This is a genomic window from Amycolatopsis mediterranei, from assembly GCF_026017845.1.
GTDB lineage: Bacteria > Actinomycetota > Actinomycetes > Mycobacteriales > Pseudonocardiaceae > Amycolatopsis > Amycolatopsis mediterranei.
Genome location: NZ_CP100416.1, coordinates 8152304 through 8173990 on the forward strand (window position 1 = coordinate 8152304; position 21687 = coordinate 8173990).

Genomic DNA, 21687 nt, shown 5'->3' on the forward strand with positions numbered 1-21687 from the left:
TCATGAGTGAAGTCGTCTACAACCGGATCGCGATGCTGCGCGCGGAGCGGTCGATCTCGCGGCGGCAGCTGGCCGAGGCCCTCGGCGTGCACTACCAGACGATCGGCTACCTGGAACGCGGCGAGTACAGCCCTTCGCTGTTCCTGGCCCTGCGGATCGCGGAGTTCTTCGAGGTCTCCGTGGAAGTGCTGTTCTCGACGAAGCCCTTCCCCCGCCTGGGAGAGCGGTCCGCCTAGGGTTTGCGCAGGTCGGCATCGGCCAGCGCGCGGACGACGTCGTCGCGGCGGGTCTCGCGGATCGTCCGGTTGAGCTCGACGTGCAGGAACGGGGTGCCGTCGGCGGCCTGGCCTTGGACGTTCGTCGTCCCGGCCAGGCCGCGGCAGGGCTCGGCCCAGGCCCGGCGGACGCGGAACCCGGCCGCTTCCAGGCGGTCGGCGGCCCGGCGGGCCGCGTCGCCGGCCTCCCCCGCCCCGGCCGAGAGGACGACGTCGGCCGCGGGCAGCGTGCGGTCCTTGAAGCCGTGCAGCTGGACCTGGGGCAGGCCGCGGCGGGCCAGCAGCGTGGTGACGACGTGGAACACGGTCCGCGGCTCGTGCGCCGGGTCCTCCCGGCGGCGGTGCGCGCCCGCAACGGCCAGCACCGCGCCGGGCACCTGCCGGAAGAGCGCCAGGCCGATCAGGTCGGTCCGCAGGTCGGACGAGGAGTGCGGCACCTCGACGACCAGTGACGGCGGCGCGGACCGATCGATCGCGTAGAGCCCCCAGGCGCGTTCGGTGCCGGGCTCCTGGATGACCAGGGACTCGTCCGGCGTGGAAAACCCCAGCTCACCGAGGTGGTGCGGGGTGCCGTCGAGGAAAGCGGCGAAGCCGGCCTCGGCAGCCGCCAGCTCCGCGGCAGCCGGCGCGCGGTAGGGCTGCCGCGCGGACTGAGCAGCGGTGAAGCTCCGGAGCAGAGAATCCAAGCCGTCAGGTTACCCAGGCCAACGTCACCTTGACGCACTCCGACCGGCACCGGAGAGTGAGAGCGATACCCACGCGTCGGCAGGTGGAGGAACCCGGTGAGAGTCCGGGGCGGTCCCGCCACTGTCACCGGAGAGCTGGGTCCGATGCCGCCTCCGCGGGAGGGAGTGGGTCGGCGCACCTCTCCGGGAGCCAGGAACTCCGGCCGGCGCGCCCGTCTACCCGGGGCGCGGACCCCGAGGAGGAACCTCGTGATCCTGCTTCTGTCCACTTCGGACACCGACCTGCTCAGCGCCCGATCGAGCGAGCGCGAGTACCGGCTCGGCAACCCGTCCCGGCTCGACGTCGCCGAGCTGCCGGGCCTGCTCGACGGCGCGAAGATCGTTGTCGCGCGGATCCTCGGCACGCCGCGGAGCTGGCAGGACGGCCTGGACGCGCTGCGGGCGTCGGGCGCGCACGTCGTCGTCCTGGGCGGCGAACAGACGCCCGACGCCGAGCTGATGAAGCTCTCGACCGTGCCGGCCGGCATCGCCGCCGAGGCCCACGCCTACCTCGCGCAGGGCGGCCCGGCCAACCTCACCCAGCTGCACCGGTTCCTCTCCGACACGCTGCTGCTCACCGGCGACGGCTTCGAGCCGCCCGCCGAGCAGCCGTCGTGGGGTTTCCTCGAGCGGCCTGCACGCGCCGAGGGCCCGGTCATCGGCGTCCTGTACTACCGCGCGCACCACCTGTCCGGGAACACCGCGTTCGTGCACACGCTCGCCGACGAGATCGAAGCCGCGGGCGGGCGCGCGTTGCCGATCTACTGTGCTTCGCTGCGGACGCGCGAGCCGGAGATGATGGCCGAGCTGGCTTCCGTGGACGCCCTGCTGGTCACCGTGCTCGCGGCCGGCGGCACGCGGCCGTCCGAGGTGGGCGCGGGTGGTGACGACGAGGCTTGGGACGTCGCCGAGATGGCCGCTCTCGACGTCCCGATCCTGCAGGCGCTGTGCCTGACCAGCGACCGCGAGACGTGGGCGGCCAGCGACGACGGCCTCTCCCCGCTCGACGCCGGGAACCAGATGGCCGTCCCGGAGTTCGACGGACGGCTGATCACGGTGCCGTTCTCGTTCAAGGAACTCGACGAAGACGGTCTTCCCCGGTACGTGCCGGACGCCGAGCGCGCGTCCCGCGTCGCTCGCATCGCGCTGGCGCACGCCCGGCTGCGGCACACGCCTCCGCCGGAGCGGCGCATCGCGCTGATGCTGTCCGCGTACCCGACGAAGCACTCTCGCGTCGGCAACGCGGTCGGGCTGGACACGCCCGCGTCGGCGATCGAGCTGCTGCGTCGGATGCGCGCTTCCGGTTACGACCTCGGACCGGACGCGTTCCCGGGTGTCGACCCGACCGGCACCGAGCAGCCCGACGGCGACGCGCTGATCCACGCGCTGATCGCCGCCGGCGGCCAGGACCCGGAGTGGCTGACCGAAGAGCAGCTCGCCGGGAACCCGATCCGCGTCCCCGCCGCGCGCTACCAGCAGTGGTTCGACGCGCTGCCGGCCGAGCTGCGCGAGGGTGTCGAGGAGCACTGGGGGCCGGCGCCGGGCGAGCTGTACGTCGACAACGGCGACATCGTGCTGGCGTCCCTGCAGAGCGGCAACGTGATCATCATGATCCAGCCGCCGCGCGGGTTCGGCGAGAACCCCGTCGCGATCTACCACAACCCGGACCTGCCGCCCAGCCACCACTACCTGGCCGCCTACCGCTGGCTGGAAGAGGAGTTCGGCGCGCACGCCGTCGTCCACCTGGGCAAGCACGGGTCGCTGGAGTGGCTGCCGGGCAAGACCTCGGGGCTCTCGGCGTCGTGCGCGCCGGACGCCGTCCTCGGGAACCTGCCGCTGGTCTACCCGTTCCTGATCAACGACCCGGGCGAGGGTGCGCAGGCGAAGCGGCGGGCGCACGCGACGATCGTCGACCACCTGATCCCGCCGATGGCGCGCGCGGAGTCCTACGGCGACATGGCGCGGCTGGAGCAGCTGCTCGACGAGCACGCGAACATCGCGGCGATGGACCCGGCGAAGCTGCCGGCCGTGCGCCAGCAGATCTGGACGCTGATCCAGGCGGCCAAGCTGGACCACGACCTCGGCATCGACGAACGGCCGCACGACGCGGAGTTCGACGACTTCCTGCTGCACATCGACGGCTGGCTCTGCGAGGTCAAGGACGCGCAGATCCGCGACGGGCTGCACGTCCTGGGCGCGGCGCCGGTCGGCGAGGCCCGCGTCAACCTGGTGCTGGCCATGCTGCGCGCGTCGCAGATGTGGGGCGGCAAGCAGGGCGCGGTGCCGGGCCTGCGGTCGGCGCTGGGCCTGAAGGAGGACGCGCCCCTGTCCGAAGTGGACGCGGTCGAGCAGACAGCGCGTTCCCTGGTCGAGGCCATGGAAGCGCGCTCATGGGACCCCGGCGCGGTCGCTTCGGTCGCGCCGGACGCCCAGGTCGCGCGGGTACTTTCGTTCGCGGCCACGGAGATCGTCCCCCGGCTGGCGGGGACGTCGGCCGAGCTGGATGCGGTGCTGCACGCGCTCGACGGCGGGTACATCCCGGCCGGGCCGAGCGGGTCGCCGCTGCGCGGGCTGATCAACGTGCTGCCGACCGGGCGGAACTTCTACACCGTCGACCCGAAGGCCATCCCGAGCCGGCTGGCGTGGGAAACCGGCCAGGCGCTGGCGGATTCGCTGCTGAAGCGCTATCGCGAGGACACCGGCGACTGGCCGAAGTCGGTCGGGCTGTCGGTGTGGGGGACGTCGGCGATGCGGACGTCCGGCGACGACGCGGCGGAAGTCCTGGCGCTGCTGGGCGTGCAGCCGGTGTGGGACGAGGCGTCCCGCCGGGTGACGGGCATCGAGGCGATCCCGCTCGCGGAACTGGGCCGGCCCCGGATCGACGTCACGGTCCGGATCAGCGGCTTCTTCCGCGACGCGTTCCCGCACGTGATCACCCTCATGGACGACGCGGTGCGGCTGGTGGCCGCGCTGGAAGAACCGCCGTCCGAGAACTTCGTGCGCGCGCACGTCTCGGCGGACCTGGCCTCGCACGGTGACGCCCGTCGCGCGACAACGCGGATCTTCGGGTCGAAGCCGGGCGCGTACGGCGCGGGCCTGCTGCCGCTGATGGACAGCGGGAACTGGCGCGACGACAAGGACCTCGCGGAGGTGTACGCGGTGTGGGGCGGCTTCGCGTACGGCCGCGACCTGGACGGCCGTCCGGCGCGCGAGGACATGGAGAGCTCGTACAAGCGCATCGTGGTGGCGGCGAAGAACACCGACACGCGTGAGCACGACATCGCCGACTCGGACGACTACTTCCAGTACCACGGCGGGATGATCGCGACGGTCCGCGCGCTGACGGGCGCGGCCCCGGCGTCGTACGTGGGCGACAGCACGTCGCCGGACGCGGTCCGCACGCGCACGTTGGGCGAGGAGACGGCCCGGGTGTTCCGCGCCCGGGTGGTCAACCCCCGGTGGCTGGCGGCGATGCGCCGGCACGGTTACAAGGGCGCGTTCGAGCTGGCGGCCACGGTGGACTACCTGTTCGGCTTCGACGCCACGGCCGGCGTGGTCGGCGACTGGATGTACGAGAAGCTGACCGAGTCTTACGTGCTCGACGAGGTGAACCAGGAGTTCCTGCGCCAGGCGAACCCGTGGGCGTTGCGCGGGATCGTCGAGCGGCTGAACGAGGCGGCGGACCGCGGGCTGTGGGCGGAGCCGGATCCGGCGTTGCTGGAGAAGATGCGTGAGGTGTACCTCTCGCTGGAGGGTGACCTCGAGTCGGAGTGACGGCCGGAGGCGGTGGTCCGGACCACCGCCGCTTTCGCCGGACAAGTTTCGGATATTTCGGGACGTTTCGCCCGGCGATCGGGAATGCCCGACCTTGGTGGCTTGACTTCGTTAATGGTCTAGTCCAATGATCTGTCCACCTCGATCCCCACCGGGAGGACAGCCCATGCGCAGGAGCAGACTGGCCGCCGTCGGGCTCGCCGCCGCCACTTTCACCGCCACCGCCGTCAGCCTCGTGCTCGGCGCACCGTCGGCGACCGCGGCGTTGAGCAACAACTGGTACGCCGCGGCGCCGTACCTGATGCCCCAGAGCAACAACCCGCCCGACCCCGTGACCGTGATGAACGCGACCGGGCTCAAGGCGTTCCAGCTGGCGTTCATCCTCGCGCCGAACGGCGGCGGCTGCAGCCCGACCTGGGACGGCACCTCCGCCGTCTCGTCCGACACCGCGGTCGCGGGCGTCATCTCGCGGATCCGCGGCGCGGGCGGTGACGTCTCGGTGTCCGTCGGTGGGTACGGCGGCACGAAGCTCGGCCAGACCTGCGGGACGGTGGCCGCGACGGCCGCCGCGTACCAGCAGGTCATCACGAAGTACTCGCTCAAGGCGATCGACTTCGACCTCGAAGAGCCCGAGTACGAGAACACCGCCGCGATCGCGAACGAGCTCGGGGCCGCGAAGACGTTGCAGGCCAACAACCCCGGCCTGTTCGTCTCGGTGACCATGCCGGGCACCGCGGCCGGCACCGGCTGGTTCGGCACCCAGCTGATCGACCAGGCCAAGTCGATCGGCTTCTCGCCCAACAACTTCTCGATCATGCCGTTCGACGGCGGCTTCAACGGCGGTTCGTCGCAGGTGTCGGCACTGGAAGCGTTCCATGGCCTGCTGATGTCCCACATGGGCTGGGACAGCGCGACCGCGTACGCGCACGAAGGGTTCTCCGGCATGAACGGCAAGTCGGACGCGGCGGAGATGTTCTACACCTCGGACTTCCAGACGGTGTACGACTACGCGACCAGCCACGGCCTCGGCCGCTTCACGTTCTGGTCGGTCAACCGCGACCGCGCCTGCGTCGGCACCACGGACAACGGCGTCTGCAGCAACGTCCCGCAGAACGACTGGGACTTCACGAAGTTCAGTGTCCGCTTCGCCGGCGCGACGCCGCCCCAGACGACGCCGCCGGTGACGACGACCCCGACCACCCCGGGCAACGGCTCGTGCACGGCGGCGGAGTGGGACCGGACCAAGGTCTACGTCAAGGACAACGTCGTCTCGCACAACAGCCACAAGTGGACGGCCAAGTGGTGGACGCAGGGCGAAGAGCCCGGCACGACCGGTGAATGGGGCGTCTGGCAGGACAACGGCGCCTGTTAGTGGTTCAGAAGTCGAGGTGGGTGTTCTCGCGCTGGACCTCCGGGGTCAGCGCGGGCACCTCGACGACGTGCCGCCCGGCCTGCCGCAGCAGCTCGGTGCCCCGGGCGTCGACGAAGACCGGCGGCTCGCGCCAGGCGAACACCACCCGCGGGATCCCGGCGTCGAGGATCAGCTGGGTGCAGCTGCGCGGGTGGGAACTGCGGTGACTGCACGGTTCCAGCGAGCTGTACATCGTCGCGCCGGCCAGCCGCGGGTCGCCGCCGCACTTGGCCAGCGCGGCTTCTTCGGCGTGGTTGCCCGGATCGCCTTCGCCGGAATGCCCGGTGGCGACGACCTCGCCGTCGGCGTCGGTGATCACGGCGCCGACCCGGAAGGTGTGGCTGGGCGGGCACTCGGCGGCGAGGGCGATGGCTTCCTTGAGGCGCTGGACGTCCCGGCCGGTCGGTTCCGCGGCCGCGCGGTACTCGAGGACGGCCATCCCCTGCAGTTCGTTCGCGGCGGTCAGGACCAGCGGTCGCGGATAGAGGCCGGGCCCGACGAACCGCGGCGCGTCCGGCTGACCGACGAAGAACGGCGCGATCGCGAGCCGCAGTTCGTCGGCGAGTCCTTCGGTGAGGAAGCGCGTGTGGATCCCGCCGCCGCCTTCGACCAGCAGGTTCTCGATGCCGCGCGCGCCGAGGTCGTCGAGCACGCGCCCGAAGTCGGGCGGATTCCCGGCGTCGACGACGGTGGCGACGTGCTTGAGCGCGTCGGCGGCACCGGGCGGCGCGTAGACGATCTTTTCGGTGTCCCCGACGGTGAAGAATTGCGCGTCCGGGTCGAGACCGCGGGTGGTCACGGTGACCTTGACGGGCTGTTCGGATTTGCCCTGCTCCAGCCGTTTCCGCCGCAGCTCCGGGGAGCGGACGAGCAGCCGCGGGTTGTCGGCCCGGACGGTCCCGGCTCCGACGAAGATGGCGTCGGCCTCGGCCCGCAACCGGTCGACGACCGCGAAATCGTCCTCTGTGGACAGTACAAGCCGCTCGGGCGAGGTGTCGTCGAGGTAGCCGTCGAGCGACTGCGCGGCGGACAGCAGGACGTGCGGCCGGGAGATCACCCGGCCAGTATGCCGTAACACCCGGGGCGGTCCCGGCGTCCTACGACGTATCCCCCTGTCGTGCCCATCCCCCGGAGCTGCGGAACATGACCACGCGAGGCTGGTACAAGGAGCGGACGCTCACCACGGTCGACACCGTCGGCCGGGAGGTGTCGGTGACGACCGGGCTCACCCGTGACCCCGAAGGCCGCCTGGTCGCGGCGATCGCGATCAGCGACGGGCCGACGGCGATCTACCGGTATTCCGGCGACGCCGGCGAGCTGACCGAGCTGGTCACCAACGCCGCGGACACGGTCAAGGAGCTTCGCAAGCTCACCGGCGCGCCGCCGACGCGCTGACCGGGCCTCATGCCGGGGTGGGCGTCGTCCGGTCCACGGCCTTGAACCGGGCGAGCAGTGCCCGCCCGGCCGGCGAATCCGGCTCGAACGCGACGAGGCCGGGGCGGCCCCCACCCGGGACGACGACGAGCGCGTTGTGGCAGCGGAAGCAGAAGGCGATCTCGACGAGGACGCCCTCCGCCCCATGCGCCTTCAGTGCGTACGCGGGGCTGAAGCACCGCATCGATTCGCCGTCCGGGAGGCCGGCGACGAGCCCGGCGATGGCCGCCGCGTCCGCGCCCACCACCGAGCCGAGCGTCTCCCCCGGAACGGCGTCCCATTCATCCCATTCGCGGGAATTCCCGACGCGAACGAGCTCGACCCGACGGATGTCCGCCACGGCGACCGGCAGCAGCATCCCGGTTCAGGCGGGCAGGACGGCGTACTGGCGGACGTAGAGGTCCGTGTACGTCACCGGGCCCCGCGGGCCGGGGACCTTGTCGAGGTTGATGCCGGTTTCCGGGACGGCGAGGAGCTTGAAGCCGTCGAGGAGGCGGGTCGGGGCGTTCCAGAAGACGCCCGTGCCGGTGTAGCCGTCGAAGAAGGCGTCGGCGGCCGACTCGTCTTCGGTGGTGATGCCCGCGGCCAGGCCGGAGGTGCGCTCGTTGGCGATCTCGACCGCGTCCGTGAGCGAGCCGACCTTGGCGACCGTGACGGTGGCTTCCCGGTCGGAGTCCAGTGCCCACTCGTAGCCGATGGGGTGCTCGTGCGGGGCCAGCGAAGGCGTGACGCCGCGCTCGGCGAGCGCGTCCGAGATCGCGGGCCAGGCGTCGTCGTGGATGTCTTCGTGGATGAGCAGCAGGTTCAGCCGGTTGCAGACGCCCAGCCGGTCGAGGCTGGCGTAGACGAGGTCGCGCGCCTTGGTGACATCCGCCCCGCGGTCGACGTACAGGACGCCACCGCCATCGGCGTGGGCGAGGGTGCGCACGCCGTGGACGGCCGCCTCGGTGGCGAGGGCCCGGGTGCTGTCCCCGCTGCCACGCAGGATCACCAGCGGCACGAGGCCGGGCAGCCGCACAAGAGCGGACGCCGCCTCCCGTTCCACGCGCGGAACGAGCTGGACGCAGTCGGCGTCGATGCCCGCTTCCGCGAGCGCCGGCGCGATGACGACCTCACGCAGCCGCTGGGCGGAGCCGAGCGCGGCCGAGCCGGTCCGCAGCACGCCGGCGTTGCGCGACTTGACGAGCTGAGAGGCCACGTCGACGGTGACGTTCGGCCGCGCCTCGTAGTTCGCTCCGATGACACCGACCGGCCGTCGCCGTTCGACCAGCCGCAGGCCGCCGTCCAGGGTGGACACGTCGACGGAGCGCTCCTGGTGCGGGGCGCCGGCGAGCAGCCGAAGCTGTTCGGCCATGCCGGTGAGCCGCTCCGGGGTGATGGTGAGCCGGTCGAGCAGGCCGGCGCTCATCCCGTCGGCCTTGGCGCGCTCGACATCGGCGCGGTTCGCTTCGAGGATCTCGTCACGGTGCGCGAGCAGCCGCTCGGCCATCCCGGACAGAGCGGCATCGACGGCTTGGGCGCTCGCGGCAGCCAGCGACGGCGCGGCCAGCTTCGCCGCCCGTGCGCATTCCTCGACGGCCTTGGCGACCTCGTCCATCGTTCGTCTCCCTCCGCGCGGACCACCAGTTTGCCGCATGCACCCCGGTGACCGGCCACGGGCTCCACTGCCGGTGACCGAGGCGCAGGCTTGCGCCGGGTGGCGCGGCCGCCGGCTGCGGCCGCGACGGAGCGCCGACCGGGCGCAGGCGCCGCGCACCGCACCGACCGCCCGCGCGCGGCGACCGCGACAGGCCCGCGACCGACCGGCCGCAGGCCAGAACACCGCAACGGCACGTCACGACCAGCGCGGCTGGTCGACCGTCCGCGCGGCGACCGCGACAAGCGGCCCTCGACCGACCGGCGAGATGCTCCAACGCCGCAGCAGCACCTCGCAAGGACCGCGACCGGCTGGCGAGCGAACCGCCGACTCGGGCCGCAGCTGCCGGGCCGCTCCACGCGGGTAGGTCATGCCAGGAACCCGCGCGGGCCCGTGAGCAGCAGCGCGTAGAGCGGGCAGCTCCCGTCGCCCAGTGGGGCGAGTCCGGGTCGCGGGCCCGATGCGTCGAGCACCGGGGCCGGGGACCGCGGCTGCCGGCGCTACTTGGCCACTGGCTCCAAGAGCCACAGGGCACCGGCGATCAAGCAGCTGATCGTTGCCACCGCGAAGACCAATACCCACAGCACCGGCGGGACCGCCGTGAGGCGGCCCAGCTGGTCCGCGTCCGAGTCGCGGGCTTGGCCCCGGCGTCGCTTGATCTGGAGCTCGGCCACCGGCCGCACGCCTCCGAACAGCAAGAACCACGTCACCAGGTAGCTGAACGGGGCCTGCAGCTCGACCGGCGCCACGAACGCGATCAGCGCCAGCACCGCCGCGCTGGCGACGACCGTGAACACCCCGTAGGCGTTGCGCACCATCACCAGCACGCCGAGCAGCAGCAGCGCGATCAGGACCAGCACCGTGCCGACCAGGTCGGCGCCCAGCAGGCTGGCGAACACCAGCCCCAGGACCGACGGCGCCAGGTATCCGGCCATCGCCGTGAACGCCATGCCCGGCCCCTCGGGCTTGCCGCGCGAGACGGTGACGCCCGAGGTGTCCGAATGCAGCTTGATGCCCTGCAGGCGCCGTCCGACCAGCACCGCGGCCAGCGCGTGCCCGGCCTCGTGCACCATCGTCACGACGTTCCGCGCCCGCCGCCACGCCGTTCCGCCGACCAGCACCACCAGCAGCGCCACGCCGCCCGCGATCAGGGTGATCACCGCGGGGGTCTGGGCCTGCTCGAGCAGCGAACCGGCCGGCGAAGTGTCCGTGGCGGCAGCCGCGCGGAAAGCTGACAGGGCGTCACCGGCCGGACCACCGAGCGCGAAATGAACGGGCGAGCTCACCCGGACACCTCACCACAGGCGATATCTGGCTACCGTGAGTCCCCACCGCTCGCCGCTTCGCGGCTTCCGGTATTTACTACAGGGCTAGATCTTGCGTGTCGGTTGGCGATGTCGGTCGCCGGTTGTGCGACTATTTGACGGTGACTATTCCTTCTGTCGGACGGTCTGATGGCGCGGGCGGTGTGACCCGGGAGGATCTGGCCGCGTGGGATCAGGAGTTTCGGGATGTCTGTGCGCGGCTTGACGGGCTGTTCTATCGGACGGATTCACGTGCGCATGCCCGGCATTACGTGCGCGGATTGATCGCCCCGCTGGAACGGAAGAATGGTTGGACGATCGCCGAGTATTCCGGGAACCCTGAGCCGAAGGCGCTTCAGCGACTGTTGAATCTGTCGCCGTGGGATGCCGACGAGGCGCGGGATCTGGTGCGCGCGTATGCGATGGAGCATTTCGCTGACCCGCGTGCAGTGTTGATTGCCGACCCGACCGGGTTCGCCAAGAAAGGGGACAAGTCGGCCGGTGTCCAGCGTCAGTATTCGGGCACGTTGGGGCGGATAGACAACTGTCAGATCGGCGTGTTCCTGGCCTATGCCAATACTGCCGGTGATCGGGTACTCATTGATCGGGAACTGTACCTGCCCAATGAGTCGTGGTGCGCCGATCCCGACCGCCGAGCCGAGGCGCATGTGCCCGGGAAGGTGACGTTCGCGACCCGCCCCAAGCAGGTTCAGGACATGATCGAGCGGGCAGTGGCGGCCGGGGTGCCGTTCGCCTGGTTCGCCGCGGACGAGGAATTCGGCCAAAATCCGGGGCTGCGCTCATATCTGGAAGACGAAGGAATCGCCTATGCGATGGCCGTGCCGAAGAACACCGATACCAATACTGGCGGCATCTCCTCGGCTGCCACTCTGCCGACACTGGTCAAACATGTCGCATCCCGGCTGAAACCGCACGATTGGTCCCGTCGTGCCTGTGGGATCGGCGCCAAAGGCTTCCGGACCTATGACTGGGCACTGGTGGATGCCGGCGACGGTCACCAGTACGTCTTCCGGCGGAACATCGCAGACGGTGAACTCGCCTACTTTCACTGCTACAACCCACACGGAGAATCGCTGACGGAACTTGTCCGCGTCATCGGTTCCCGGTGGCCGATCGAGGAGTGTTTCGAAGCAGCCAAAACCGATGCCGGGCTCGACAACTACCAAGTCCGCCTCTATCACGCCTGGTACCGGCACATCACCCTGTCGATGCTCGCCATGGCATTCCTCGCGGTCATGAGACACAAAGCAAAAAAAGAGAAACTCCACCGGTGGGCAGAACGGACACCCTGACGACACGAACCCGCCGCCTGATCGCGCTCACCGTCGCCGAGATCCGGCGCTTGTTCAACCTCGCCGACAAAGATGATCAAGCCATCGACCACGGCCTTCGCTGGTCTGCCTGGCGCCGCGAACACCAGGCAGACGCGCGAAGACACCACGTCAGACGACGCCTCCGACTGCAGATGCTAGAGATCTAGCCCTGTAGTATATTGAGTCGTGGCGCTCTCCTTTCTGTCGTCCGAACGCGAGCTGCAAGAACGCGCGCCGAGGCGTGCCGCCACGCCGAGCCGGATCCGAGCTCGGCGAGCAGCTTCACCCGGCGACCGCCGGCGGGCCGTCTCCCAGGTCAGGTCATCGCGACTCCCGCATCCGGGCCTCGCCCTCGACCCGGAACAGGAACGACACCCAGCTGCGGAACGGCGCCCAGGCTTCCGCGATCTCCGCCAGCTCCGCGACGCCCGCGTCCGGGAGGTGGTACGCGTCGCGCATGATCTCGTGGAGGCGGGTTTCGCTGCGGGGGAAGACGTCCGGGTGGCCGGCGCCGCGGATCAGGATCAGCTCCGCGCTGAACCGGCCGACGCCCGGCAGCAGTTGCAACCGCTTCAGCGCCTCCTCCGCCGGCATCGCCCGCAACGCCGCCGCGTCCAGCATTCCGTCGGCCGCCGCCTCGGCGATGGCTCGCAGGCGCGGGATCTTCGGGCCCGGCAGCCCCGGCTGATACTCCATCTTCGCCAGCGCGGCCGGCGCCGGGAACGCCCGCAGCCTGCTCCCGCCCACGTCGACCTCGGTGCCGTAGCGCTCGGTCAAGCGACGGCGCAGCCGGACCGCCTGCGTCATCCAGATCCGGTGGCTCAGCACGGCCCAGCACGCCGCCTCGTACGGCGACGCGAACAAGACCGGACGCAGGCCCGGATGCAACCCCTGCAGCAGCGAAACCACCGGATCACGGGCGCCGGCCTCCGGGAACGCCGTGCCGTCGACGTCCAGCGAACACATCCGCCGCGCCTGTGCCACCACGGCGTCGGTGTGCTCGGGCGGCCCGTGGACCTCCACCGTGACCTCGCCGGGCGATCTCTGCCGCAGCACCGCTCCCACCGGCGTCCATTCGCCGTCGAGCGCGAACGCCACCCGCAGCGCGCCCGGTTCGGAGTCCGGCTGGCCCGCCGGGGCGAAGCCGGTCAGGAAGCGAGCCGCCGCGGCCAGGTCGAACTCGCCCTGTACCGCGAGCTCGGCGCACGGTCGGGAAATCGTCGTCATCTCTCCTCCTCGGATCGGAACCTTGCCTGCGACGTTAGGGAGGGGCACCGACAATTCCGGGCGTCGAACGCCTGATCCCGAATTTGTTCACTCGATCGAGTGGCAGGCAAGGCCCGGGATGGCTACCTCGACCTGCTGGGCGCGCCGACCCCGCTGCCTTGGTCCACAGTGGACGTCGTTTGCCGCGGCGAGCCGGCATCACGCAGATCGCCGCGGGCGAGCTCGGCAGAGCGCCGAGAATTGTCGGAGGTGGCGGTTAGCATCGCCCCATGACCCACGCCGAACCCGTCCCGCCCGACGACAGCTACCTGCGTTCCCTGGTCGAGGCCACCGCCGACGCCGTCGCGGCCGCCGAACCGCTGTCCTCGCCACACACCGGCGCGGACGAGGCGACGCGAGCCGAAGTGACCGCCGCGGTCGAGCGCAGCTCACCCGATCTGGTGGCGTTGAGCCAAGATCTGCACGCCCATCCCGAGGAGGGGTTCGCCGAACACCGGTCCGTCGGGGCCCTGGCCGAGCTCCTGCACCGGCACGGCCACGAAGCCACGATCGGCGTCGGCGGGCTCGACACCGCGCTGCGCGTCAGCACACCACCACGAGATGGGCCGCACATCGCCGTTCTCGCCGAGTACGACGCGCTGCCCGGGCTCGGCCACGCCTGCGGCCACAACGTCATCTGCACCACCGCCGCGGGCGGCTTCCTCGGCGCCGCGACCGTCGCCGAGCGGCTCGGCGGCCGCGTCAGCCTGATCGGCACACCTGCCGAGGAAGGCGGAGGCGGCAAGGAGATCCTCGCCCGCGCCGGCGTGTTCGACGACGTCGACGCGGTGATCATGCTGCATCCGTTCAGCCACGACATCGCGCTGCACCCGTTCCTCGGCCGCCGTCAGCTGGAGATGGTCTTCCACGGCGTCGGCGCGCACGCGAGCGCCCAGCCGTTCATGGGCCGCAACGCGCTGGACGCCGCCGTCGCCGCGTACCAAGGCGTCTCGGCACTGCGCCAGCAGCTTCCGCAGAGCGACCGCGTCCACGGGGTGTTCACCGACGGCGGCGCCCGGCCCAACGTCATCCCGGCCCGCGCCGCGCTGCTGTTCTACCTCCGGTCCCAAAGCCCGGAGACCCTGCGCGACCTGGCCGCCCGCATGACGTCGATCGCCGAAGGCGCCGCGGCGATGACCGGCTGCGGCGTCGAGCTCATCTGGGATGCCCAGGCCGCCTACCTGCCGATCCGGTTCAACACCGCGCTCGCCGGGCGCTGGTCGGCCAACCAGGTGATCACCGGACGCAAGCCGCTCCCGCCGGGCATCGTGCCGGAGTCGCTCACGGGCTCCACGGACCTGGGCAACCTCTCCTATCGCGTCCCCGCGCTGCACCCCATGCTGGCCATCTCGCGGCCGACAGTTGCGTTGCACACCAAGGAATTCGCGGCTGCGGCGAGCTCGGAGACGGGCGACGCGGGTGTCCGCGACGGCGCGCTCGGCCTGGCTCTGACCGCCGCCGACTACCTGGGCGACGCCGAGCTGCGGCAGGCGGTGCACGACGAGTTCGAGGCGGCGGGAGGTGCCCTGGACGTCCCGACGTTCTTCGCCTGAGGCCTGAGGATTTCCTGAGTTTTCTCAGCTGATTCTTCTCAGCAAAGCCTGAGGTATTTCCACAGGTTGCTCACAAGCGCGGGCGCGAATCTGGGGACATGACCGAGAACGAGAGTCGGCCCGGCCCCGCCTCAACCGGTGGGCACCAGCCGCACCAGAGCACTCAGCAGTACGGGCCGTACGCGCAGTACGGCCACCAGCAGCAGGCCGCGCCGAATCCGCTCTTCACCCCGCAGCAGCCGGACGCCCAGGCGCCCACGGCGCTGAAGACCAAGCCGCGCAAGGGCGGCCGGGTCGCGATGATCGTCAGCGCGACCGCGCTCGGCGCCGCGCTGGTCGGCGGCGTCGGCGGCGCGGCGATCGTCGGCCTCACGACGACTTCGGCCGACGGCGCGACGACGTCGATCAGCACGCCGGCCGCGAACGGGCAGACGGTCGCGAACTCGACCTCCGGCGACGTCAGCGCCGTCGCGGCGAAGGTCACGCCGAGCGTCGTCCAGATCAACGTCACGACCGGCCAGGGCGAGGCCATCGGCTCGGGCGTCATCCTCACTTCGGACGGCCGCATCCTGACGAACGCGCACGTCGTCGACGGCGCCCAGAACGTCGTCATCACCACGTCCGACGGCAAGAAGTACCAGGCCAGCGTGGTCGGTGCGGACACCAAGGCGGACATCGCCGTGGTCCAGGCGAAGAACGCCAGTGGTCTCACCGCGGCGAGCCTGGGTGACTCGAGCAAGCTCGCCGTCGGCCAGGAAGTGGTGGCGATCGGCTCGCCGGGCGGCCTGCAGAACACCGTCACCACCGGCATCGTCAGCGCGCTGAACCGGAACCTGTCCGACATCGGGCAGGGCGAGCAGCAGCGCTCGCCGTTCAGCCGCACGTCGAACCAGAGCAGCGACTCGCCCAGCTACACCGCGATCCAGACCGACGCCGCGATCAACCAGGGCAACTCCGGCGGCGCGCTGGTCGACGCCCAAGGCAACGTGATCGGCATCAACTCGGCGCTGTACAGCCCTTCGGCCTCGGCCAACGGCTCGGCGGGCAGCGTCGGCATCGGCTTCGCCATCCCGATCAACGACGCCAAGAAGATCGTCGACCAGATCGTGAGCAACTAGGACGCGGACGGGCCGTGGTCGGGGCGGTCCGTCCCCCCGCTTCGGGGAGCGGGAGATCACCGCGAAGGCCGTTTCGAGAGTCAATCGGGGGCTCTCGAAACGGCCTTTGTGCTGCTCAGAGCGTATAGCTGAGGGTCAGGTGGTGGTCTTCCCCGTCGATCTCGATGTTCGCCGTCCCGGAGATCCCGGTCAGCTCGCCCGCCCCGGAGCCGGTGAGGATCTTCAGGGTCATCCCGGACTCGTCGGCCGTGTGGTGCAGGACGAAGCTGCCCTTGCGGCCGTCGACCGAGACCTCGAGCCGCTCGAAACCGACGTACGCGCGTGACGTCGCGTTGGTCGCCGTCAGGAGTTCGACCTTGCTGGTCCCCTCGACCGCCCCGGTGAACGTCTTGGCGATCGCCACCCGGGCGAGCTCGTTGCCTCCGAACTCGTCGGTCGCCTGCGGCTCCCACTGGTCGACGGTGAACGACGCGGTGGCGGTGCTGGTCATGGCTGGTTCCCTCTCTTCGGTGTGGCACCACCTTGGCAGCGAAACCTGACAGGGAACGTCAGGTATTCGTCAGCGCCTCCGGTTGCCGAACAGCCCGCGCGTGATCTCCCGGCCCAGCGCGCTCGCCGCGGACCGCATGAACGACTTCACGGCCGGGTTCTTCATGGCGGACGCGAGCAGCCCCGGCTCGTCCTTCTCGGGCGACGGCGCCGGCGCCTCGGGAGCAGCTTCGGGAGCGGGAGCGGCGGCGACCTTCGCGGCCAGCTTTTCGTAAGCCGACTCCCGGTCGATCGTCTCGGCGTACTTCGCGTGCAGGTCGGACGACGTGACGGCCGCGGCGACGGCTTCGTCGCCGATCGAGCCCATCTTCGACCGGGGCGCTCGCAGCCGCGTCCACGCCACCGGAGTCGGCGCACCCCGTTCCGACAGCACCGTGACGACGGCCTCGCCGATGCCCAGCGACGTCAACGCCGTGTCGAGCTCGTAGAACTTCGTCTTCGGGTACGTCTTCACCGTCTTGGCCAGCGCCGCCTGGTCATCCGGGGTGAACGCCCGCAGCGCGTGCTGGATCCGCGCGCCGAGCTGCGAGAGCACGGCGTTCGGGACGTCCGTGGGCAGCTGCGTGCAGAGGAACACGCCGACGCCCTTCGACCGGATCAGCTTCACGGTCTGCTCGATGCGATCGAGGAACGCCTTCGACGCGTCGGCGAACAGCAGGTGGGCTTCGTCGAAGAAGAAGACGAGCTTCGGCTGGTCGAGATCGCCCTCCTCGGGCAGCTCCTCGAACAGCTCGGCCAGCAGCCACATCAGGAACGTCGAGAACAACGCGGGCTTCGCCTGGAGGTTGTCGAGTTCGAGCAGCGTCACGACACCCTTCCCGCCGGTCTGGCGCATGAGGTCGTGCACGTCCAGCTCGGGCTCGCCGAAGAAGTCCTCGCCACCCTGCGCTTCGAGGTTGGACAGCGCACGCAGGATCACCCCGGCCGTCGCGGCCGAGACCCCGCCGATGCCCTTGAGGTCCTCCTTGCCCTCGTCGCTGGTCAGGTGCGTGATCACCGACCGAAGGTCCTTCGTGTCCAGCAGGGCCAGGCCGCGCTGGTCGGCCCAGTGGAAGATCAGCCCGAGCGTCGATTCCTGCGTCTCGTTCAGCCCGAGCACCTTCGCCAGCAGCACCGGCCCGAAGCTGGTGATCGTCGCCCGGATCGGCGACCCCTTGCCGCCGGTGCCCAGCGACAGGAACTGCACCGGGAACGCCGTGCCGGCCCAGTCGTCACCCAGCTCCTGCGAGCGCTTCGCGACCTTGTCGTTCGCCTCGCCCGCCGCGGCCAGCCCGGACAGATCGCCCTTCACGTCCGCGAGCACCACTGGCACGCCGGCCGCCGACAGCTGCTCCGCGATCAGCTGCAACGTCTTGGTCTTGCCCGTGCCGGTCGCGCCGGCGACCAGCCCGTGCCGGTTCAACGTCGCCAACGGCAGGCGCACCGCCGCCGCCGCGTCCACCTGCCCGTCGATCACCACCGCACCCAGCTCCAGCGCGGCGCCCTCACTCGCATAACCAGCGGCGATCTCACTCGCCGGCGACTCCTGCTCGGCCACTGCCCGCTCCTCGATCTGTGTCCTGCACCACACCGAACCCGGCTTGGCGAGCGTAACGCGCCGTACGCGCAGGTAACGCCCTTCCTATCCCCGTGTCGGGTTAGGGTCACGAGGTGACCGACCGCCTAGTCTGGATCGACTGCGAAATGACGGGGCTCGACCTCGGCAAAGAAGCGTTGATCGAAATCGCCGCCCTCGTCACCGACGCAGAACTGAACGTGCTCGGCGACGGAGTCGACATCGTCATCCACGCCGACGAGGAAAAACTCGCCGGGATGCCCGAAATCGTCCGCGAGATGCACGCCCACTCCGGCCTCACCGAAGAAGTCCGCCGCTCCACGGTGACCCTCGAAGAAGCCGAACGCCGCGTCCTCGACTACATCCGCGAGCACGTCCCCGAACCGGGCACCGCGCCCCTCGCCGGCAACTCCATCGCCACCGACCGCGGCTTCATCGCCCGCGACATGCCGGCCCTCGACGCCCACCTGCACTACCGCATGGTCGACGTCTCCTCCGTCAAGGAACTCGTCCGCCGCTGGTACCCGCGCATCTACTACGCCAAGCCCGAGAAGGGCCTCGCCCACCGCGCCCTCGCCGACATCCGCGAATCCATCGGCGAACTCGACTACTACCGGCGCGTCGCCTTCGTCCCCCAACCCGGCCCCACCAGCGAAGAAGCCAAGGCCGCCGCCGCTGAAGTGCAGGAACAGCACCAAAGGTGACCCCCTGAAAAGCGGTCGAGGGCACCCGCTACGATTACTGCCAGCGAGGTGATCGCAAGCGGATCCCCTCGGCGATGGTGGGCGTAGCTCAGCTGGTAGAGCACCTGGTTGTGGTCCAGGAGGTCGCGGGTTCGAAACCCGTCGCTCACCCCATCACCCTGGTTTGGTCGGGCCCTGGCGGGCCCTCCCCCAAACTGGGGTTTCGCCTTTTTGTGGGGGTCGAACCCCCACACCCCCGCCGGGGGCGCGCCCCCGGACCCCCATCCGTGTGGTTGCTTTGCGCTGCCGGGGGCGGGTTGGGAGGTTGGGGGTTGGGCCGTTCGTGGTAACGCTCACGACTGGATGGCTCAGCGTGCGGGGTTGCCGGTGGGGATGCACCGTTGAGGTGTGGAACGTTCAGGTGGGAAGGTCAGGGGTCGGAAGAAGCAGCTTCGGTATGAGGACATCACCGTTGTTGATCAGTCTCTGCTGAAGCGAGCTGTGGGGGCTGCTGCCCTGGGCAATGCCATGGAGTGGTTCGACTTCGGGGTCTATGCCTACATTGCCGACACCATTGCCGAGGTGTTCTTTCCCCCGACCGTGTCTCCTGGGGTTCGGCTGATCGGGACCTTTGGGGCCTTCACCGCCGCCTTCCTCATGCGACCTCTCGGCGGGCTGGTGTTCGGGCCGCTCGGGGATCGGATCGGGCGGCAGAAGGTGCTCGCCGTCACCATGATCATGATGGCCATCGGGACGCTCTGTATCGGGTTGATTCCGTCGTACAGCTCCATCGGGGTCTGGTCGCCCATTCTGCTTGTCGTCGCGCGGATGGTTCAGGGCTTCTCCACCGGTGGGGAGTACGGGGGCGCCACCACCTTCATCGCCGAGTACTCGCCCGACAAGCGGCGGGGGTTCATGGGGTCGTGGCTCGAGTTCGGGACGTTGTCCGGGTATGTGCTGGGAGCGTCCGTCGTCACCGGGATGAAGGCGTGGGTACCGCACGAGACGTTGCTCGACTGGGGCTGGCGCGTTCCGTTCCTGGTCGCCGGGCCGCTCGGGATCATCGGGCTCTACATGCGGCTCAAGCTGGAGGAGACGCCCGCTTTCCAGAAGCACGCCGAGGAGGCCGAGAAGCGGGGGAAGTCCGGGGAACCGTTCTGGAAGATGTTCACCGAGTACTGGCCCGCGCTGCTGGTGTGCGTCGGCCTGGTGCTCGTCTTCAACGTCACCGACTACATGCTGCTGTCGTACATGCCGACGTACCTGTCCGAGCAGCTGCACCTCGACGCCACCCACGGGCTGCTGCTGATCATCGTCGTCATGGTCGTGATGATGCTCATCATCATGGTCGGCGGGCGGATCACCGACCACGTCGGCCGCAAGCCCGTGATGATGGCCGGTTGCCTCGGGTTCCTCGTGCTGTCCTGGCCGCTGATGCTGCTCGTGCACGACGGCGGCCTCCTCCTCACCTTCCTCGGGCTGATGGGGCTCGGCCTGCTGCTGCTCTGCTTCGAGGTGTCGATGCCCGCGGCGCTGCCCGCGCTCTTCCCGACGGCCATCCGGTACGGAGCGCTGTCCATCGCGTTCAACATCTCGGTGTCGCTCTTCGGCGGCACGACCCCGCTGGTGATGCAGTCGCTGATCTCCGCCACCGGCCACGACTTCTGGCCGGCCTGGTACCTGATGGCGGCGGGCGCGATCGGCGCCGTCGCGGTGTACTTCAGCCGCGAGACGGCGAACAAGCCGCTGTGGGGTTCGGGTCCCGCGGTGTCGACCGAGGCCGAGGCACGCGAGCTGGTCCGCGACTCGGGCTAGTTCGCCGCTGTCCGCCACTCGTCCCAGGACAGCTGCCAGACGCTCCAGCCGTCGGTCGGCTCGAGCTTCGGGCCGCCGCTGTTCTGCACCGTGACGACGTCACCCTTCTTGGACGTGTCCATCAGCCACTTCGCGTTCTCGGTGGACAGGTTCAGGCAGCCGTGGCTGACGTTGCTGTGGCCCTGCTGCCGCACCGACCACGGCGCGGAGTGGTAGAAGATGCCGCTGTAGGACAGGCGGACCGCGTACTGGACGAAGGTGCTGTAGCCGCCCGGCGCGTCTTCGGGCACGCCGTAGGTGGCGGAGTTCATCGTGTAGCCGGTGTGCTCGCTCATGACGGTGTAGGTGCCGGCCGGCGTGTTGTGGCCGGGCTTGCCCATGGAGGTCGGCATGGTCTTGACCTCCTTGTCGTTGACCGTGACCGTCATCTGGTGGGTCCCGCCGTCGGCGACGGCGACGAGCTTGTCGCCGACGGTGACACTGGCGGCCTTGTCCTCCCGGCCGTAGCTGCCGCTGCCGAGCGGCTTGCCGTAGACGGCGGCGTCGACCTTGATCTTGGTACCGCTCTTCCAGTAGTCCTTCGGCCGCCAGGTGACCTGCTTGTCGCCAGACCAGCGGAAGGCGCCCTCGGTGGCCGGCTCCGCGGAGACCTTCAGCGCCTTCTCGGCCGCGGCCTTGTCGGTAACGTTGCCGGTGAAGGTGAAGATCAGCGGCATCCCGACCCCGACGGTCTCCCCCTCGTCGAGGTTCACCGAGACGCCGAGCTGCCGGGCGGGCTTGACGGTGCTGAAGGTCGACTCCGACGTGACCGCCTTGCCGTCGGAGCCGGTGGCGGTCGCGGTCAGCCGGTAGGTCTTGCCGTAGCCGAGCGGCTCGGCGGAGTCCCACCCGGAGCCGTCGGCCCGCGCCTTGCCGGCGACGACCTTGCCATCGGCCCCGGTCAGCTTGACGTCCCCGGCCTTCCCGTCCGCGACGGTGACGCTCACCGGCTCCCCGGGCGCAACGTCCTTCGCATCCTTGGCGGGCGTGACGGTGAGCACGGCGGGCTTCGGGGCGGGTTTGGGAGCACTGCTGGTGCTCCTGCTACTGCTCGCGGAAGCGGTCTCCCGCGGAGGTTCACCCGAAGGGCTACTGCTGCACCCTGCCACAGTGAGGCCGATCACCCCGGCGGCCACCAGCAACCGCACCGTCACACCCCGCATGCCCACCCGCCCGTTTGGCCGTCGATGTCCGGCTCCAGTGTGCCCGACCAGCC

18 protein-coding genes, 1 tRNA gene and 1 riboswitch are annotated in these 21687 nt (G+C 70.1%); of the genes, 10 read left to right on the top strand and 9 right to left on the bottom strand.

Annotated elements, in window-relative coordinates; translation table 11 throughout:
• Positions 1 to 2: 2 nt before the first annotated feature.
• Positions 3 to 236 (top strand): helix-turn-helix transcriptional regulator, encoded by a 234-nt coding sequence (locus ISP_RS36520; protein ID WP_013228830.1) that lies wholly within the window; start codon positions 3 to 5, stop codon positions 234 to 236.
• On the opposite strand, the gene ISP_RS36525 is transcribed toward ISP_RS36520, so the two are convergent.
• Positions 233 to 961: a hypothetical protein gene (locus ISP_RS36525; RefSeq protein WP_013228831.1), complete on the bottom strand. Its 729-nt coding sequence runs from the start codon at positions 959 to 961 to the stop codon at positions 233 to 235. The two genes, ISP_RS36520 and ISP_RS36525, sit on opposite strands and share 4 nt — an antisense overlap.
• A gap of 86 nt (positions 962 to 1047) precedes the next feature.
• Positions 1048 to 1161, top strand: a riboswitch (cobalamin riboswitch).
• Between the two features lie 49 nt (positions 1162 to 1210).
• Between ISP_RS36525 and cobN the strand changes: the two genes are divergently transcribed.
• Both cobN and ISP_RS36535 read left to right on the top strand, forming a co-directional pair.
• On the top strand, positions 1211 to 4774 hold the full coding sequence (cobN, locus tag ISP_RS36530) for a cobaltochelatase subunit CobN (protein WP_013228832.1): 3564 nt from the start codon (positions 1211 to 1213) through the stop codon (positions 4772 to 4774).
• A 166-nt stretch (positions 4775 to 4940) separates the two neighbouring features.
• The gene (locus ISP_RS36535; RefSeq protein ID WP_013228833.1) at positions 4941 to 6146 is read left to right on the top strand and encodes a chitinase; all 1206 of its coding nucleotides are present in this window, start codon (positions 4941 to 4943) and stop codon (positions 6144 to 6146) included.
• Positions 6147 to 6150: 4 nt separating this feature from the next.
• Here ISP_RS36535 and ISP_RS36540 read toward each other — a convergent pair whose 3' ends face one another.
• Entirely contained in the window at positions 6151 to 7242 is a 1092-nt protein-coding gene (locus tag ISP_RS36540; protein ID WP_013228834.1) for a dihydrofolate reductase family protein, read from the bottom strand.
• Between the two features lie 86 nt (positions 7243 to 7328).
• On the opposite strand from ISP_RS36540, the gene ISP_RS36545 reads away from it, so the two are divergent.
• Positions 7329 to 7580: a hypothetical protein gene (locus ISP_RS36545; protein WP_013228835.1), complete on the top strand. Its 252-nt coding sequence runs from the start codon at positions 7329 to 7331 to the stop codon at positions 7578 to 7580.
• 7 nt (positions 7581 to 7587) lie between these two features.
• Here ISP_RS36545 and ISP_RS36550 read toward each other — a convergent pair whose 3' ends face one another.
• The 3 genes from ISP_RS36550 to ISP_RS36560 form a co-directional block, all read right to left on the bottom strand.
• Positions 7588 to 7977 (bottom strand): hypothetical protein, encoded by a 390-nt coding sequence (locus ISP_RS36550; RefSeq protein ID WP_013228836.1) that lies wholly within the window; start codon positions 7975 to 7977, stop codon positions 7588 to 7590.
• A gap of 6 nt (positions 7978 to 7983) precedes the next feature.
• Complete coding sequence (locus tag ISP_RS36555; protein ID WP_013228837.1) at positions 7984 to 9216, bottom strand: aldehyde dehydrogenase family protein; 1233 nt, start codon at positions 9214 to 9216, stop codon at positions 7984 to 7986.
• Between the two features lie 539 nt (positions 9217 to 9755).
• Positions 9756 to 10541, bottom strand: coding sequence for a M50 family metallopeptidase (locus tag ISP_RS36560; RefSeq protein WP_013228838.1), 786 nt, complete (start codon positions 10539 to 10541; stop codon positions 9756 to 9758).
• Positions 10542 to 10723: 182 nt separating this feature from the next.
• Here ISP_RS36560 and ISP_RS36565 point away from each other — a divergent pair, with 182 nt between their 5' ends.
• The gene (locus ISP_RS36565; protein ID WP_013228839.1) at positions 10724 to 11872 is read left to right on the top strand and encodes an IS701 family transposase; all 1149 of its coding nucleotides are present in this window, start codon (positions 10724 to 10726) and stop codon (positions 11870 to 11872) included.
• 342 nt (positions 11873 to 12214) lie between these two features.
• Here the strand turns inward: ISP_RS36565 and ISP_RS36570 are convergent, their stop codons facing one another.
• Positions 12215 to 13120 (bottom strand): DNA-3-methyladenine glycosylase family protein, encoded by a 906-nt coding sequence (locus tag ISP_RS36570; RefSeq protein WP_013228840.1) that lies wholly within the window; start codon positions 13118 to 13120, stop codon positions 12215 to 12217.
• Between the two features lie 269 nt (positions 13121 to 13389).
• On the opposite strand from ISP_RS36570, the gene ISP_RS36575 reads away from it, so the two are divergent.
• Positions 13390 to 14712, top strand: a complete 1323-nt coding sequence (locus ISP_RS36575; protein ID WP_013228841.1) for a M20 family metallopeptidase — start codon at positions 13390 to 13392, stop codon at positions 14710 to 14712.
• Between the two features lie 98 nt (positions 14713 to 14810).
• Positions 14811 to 15830 (top strand): S1C family serine protease, encoded by a 1020-nt coding sequence (locus ISP_RS36580; RefSeq protein WP_013228842.1) that lies wholly within the window; start codon positions 14811 to 14813, stop codon positions 15828 to 15830.
• Between the two features lie 115 nt (positions 15831 to 15945).
• On the opposite strand, the gene ISP_RS36585 is transcribed toward ISP_RS36580, so the two are convergent.
• On the bottom strand, positions 15946 to 16320 hold the full coding sequence (locus ISP_RS36585; protein ID WP_013228843.1) for a DUF3224 domain-containing protein: 375 nt from the start codon (positions 16318 to 16320) through the stop codon (positions 15946 to 15948).
• 69 nt (positions 16321 to 16389) lie between these two features.
• Entirely contained in the window at positions 16390 to 17916 is a 1527-nt protein-coding gene (locus ISP_RS36590) for a helicase HerA-like domain-containing protein (RefSeq protein ID WP_013228844.1), read from the bottom strand.
• A gap of 113 nt (positions 17917 to 18029) precedes the next feature.
• Between ISP_RS36590 and orn the strand changes: the two genes are divergently transcribed.
• From orn to proP, 3 genes are all read left to right on the top strand, one after another.
• The gene (gene orn, locus ISP_RS36595) at positions 18030 to 18638 is read left to right on the top strand and encodes an oligoribonuclease (RefSeq protein ID WP_071831683.1); all 609 of its coding nucleotides are present in this window, start codon (positions 18030 to 18032) and stop codon (positions 18636 to 18638) included.
• A gap of 77 nt (positions 18639 to 18715) precedes the next feature.
• Positions 18716 to 18791: transfer RNA gene (locus ISP_RS36600), tRNA-His, on the top strand.
• Between the two features lie 234 nt (positions 18792 to 19025).
• The gene (proP, locus tag ISP_RS36605) at positions 19026 to 20432 is read left to right on the top strand and encodes a glycine betaine/L-proline transporter ProP (protein ID WP_071831685.1); all 1407 of its coding nucleotides are present in this window, start codon (positions 19026 to 19028) and stop codon (positions 20430 to 20432) included.
• Here proP and ISP_RS36610 read toward each other — a convergent pair.
• The gene (locus ISP_RS36610; RefSeq protein WP_187324685.1) at positions 20429 to 21634 is read right to left on the bottom strand and encodes a L,D-transpeptidase; all 1206 of its coding nucleotides are present in this window, start codon (positions 21632 to 21634) and stop codon (positions 20429 to 20431) included. The genes proP and ISP_RS36610 overlap by 4 nt on opposite strands.
• Positions 21635 to 21687 lie beyond the last annotated feature (53 nt).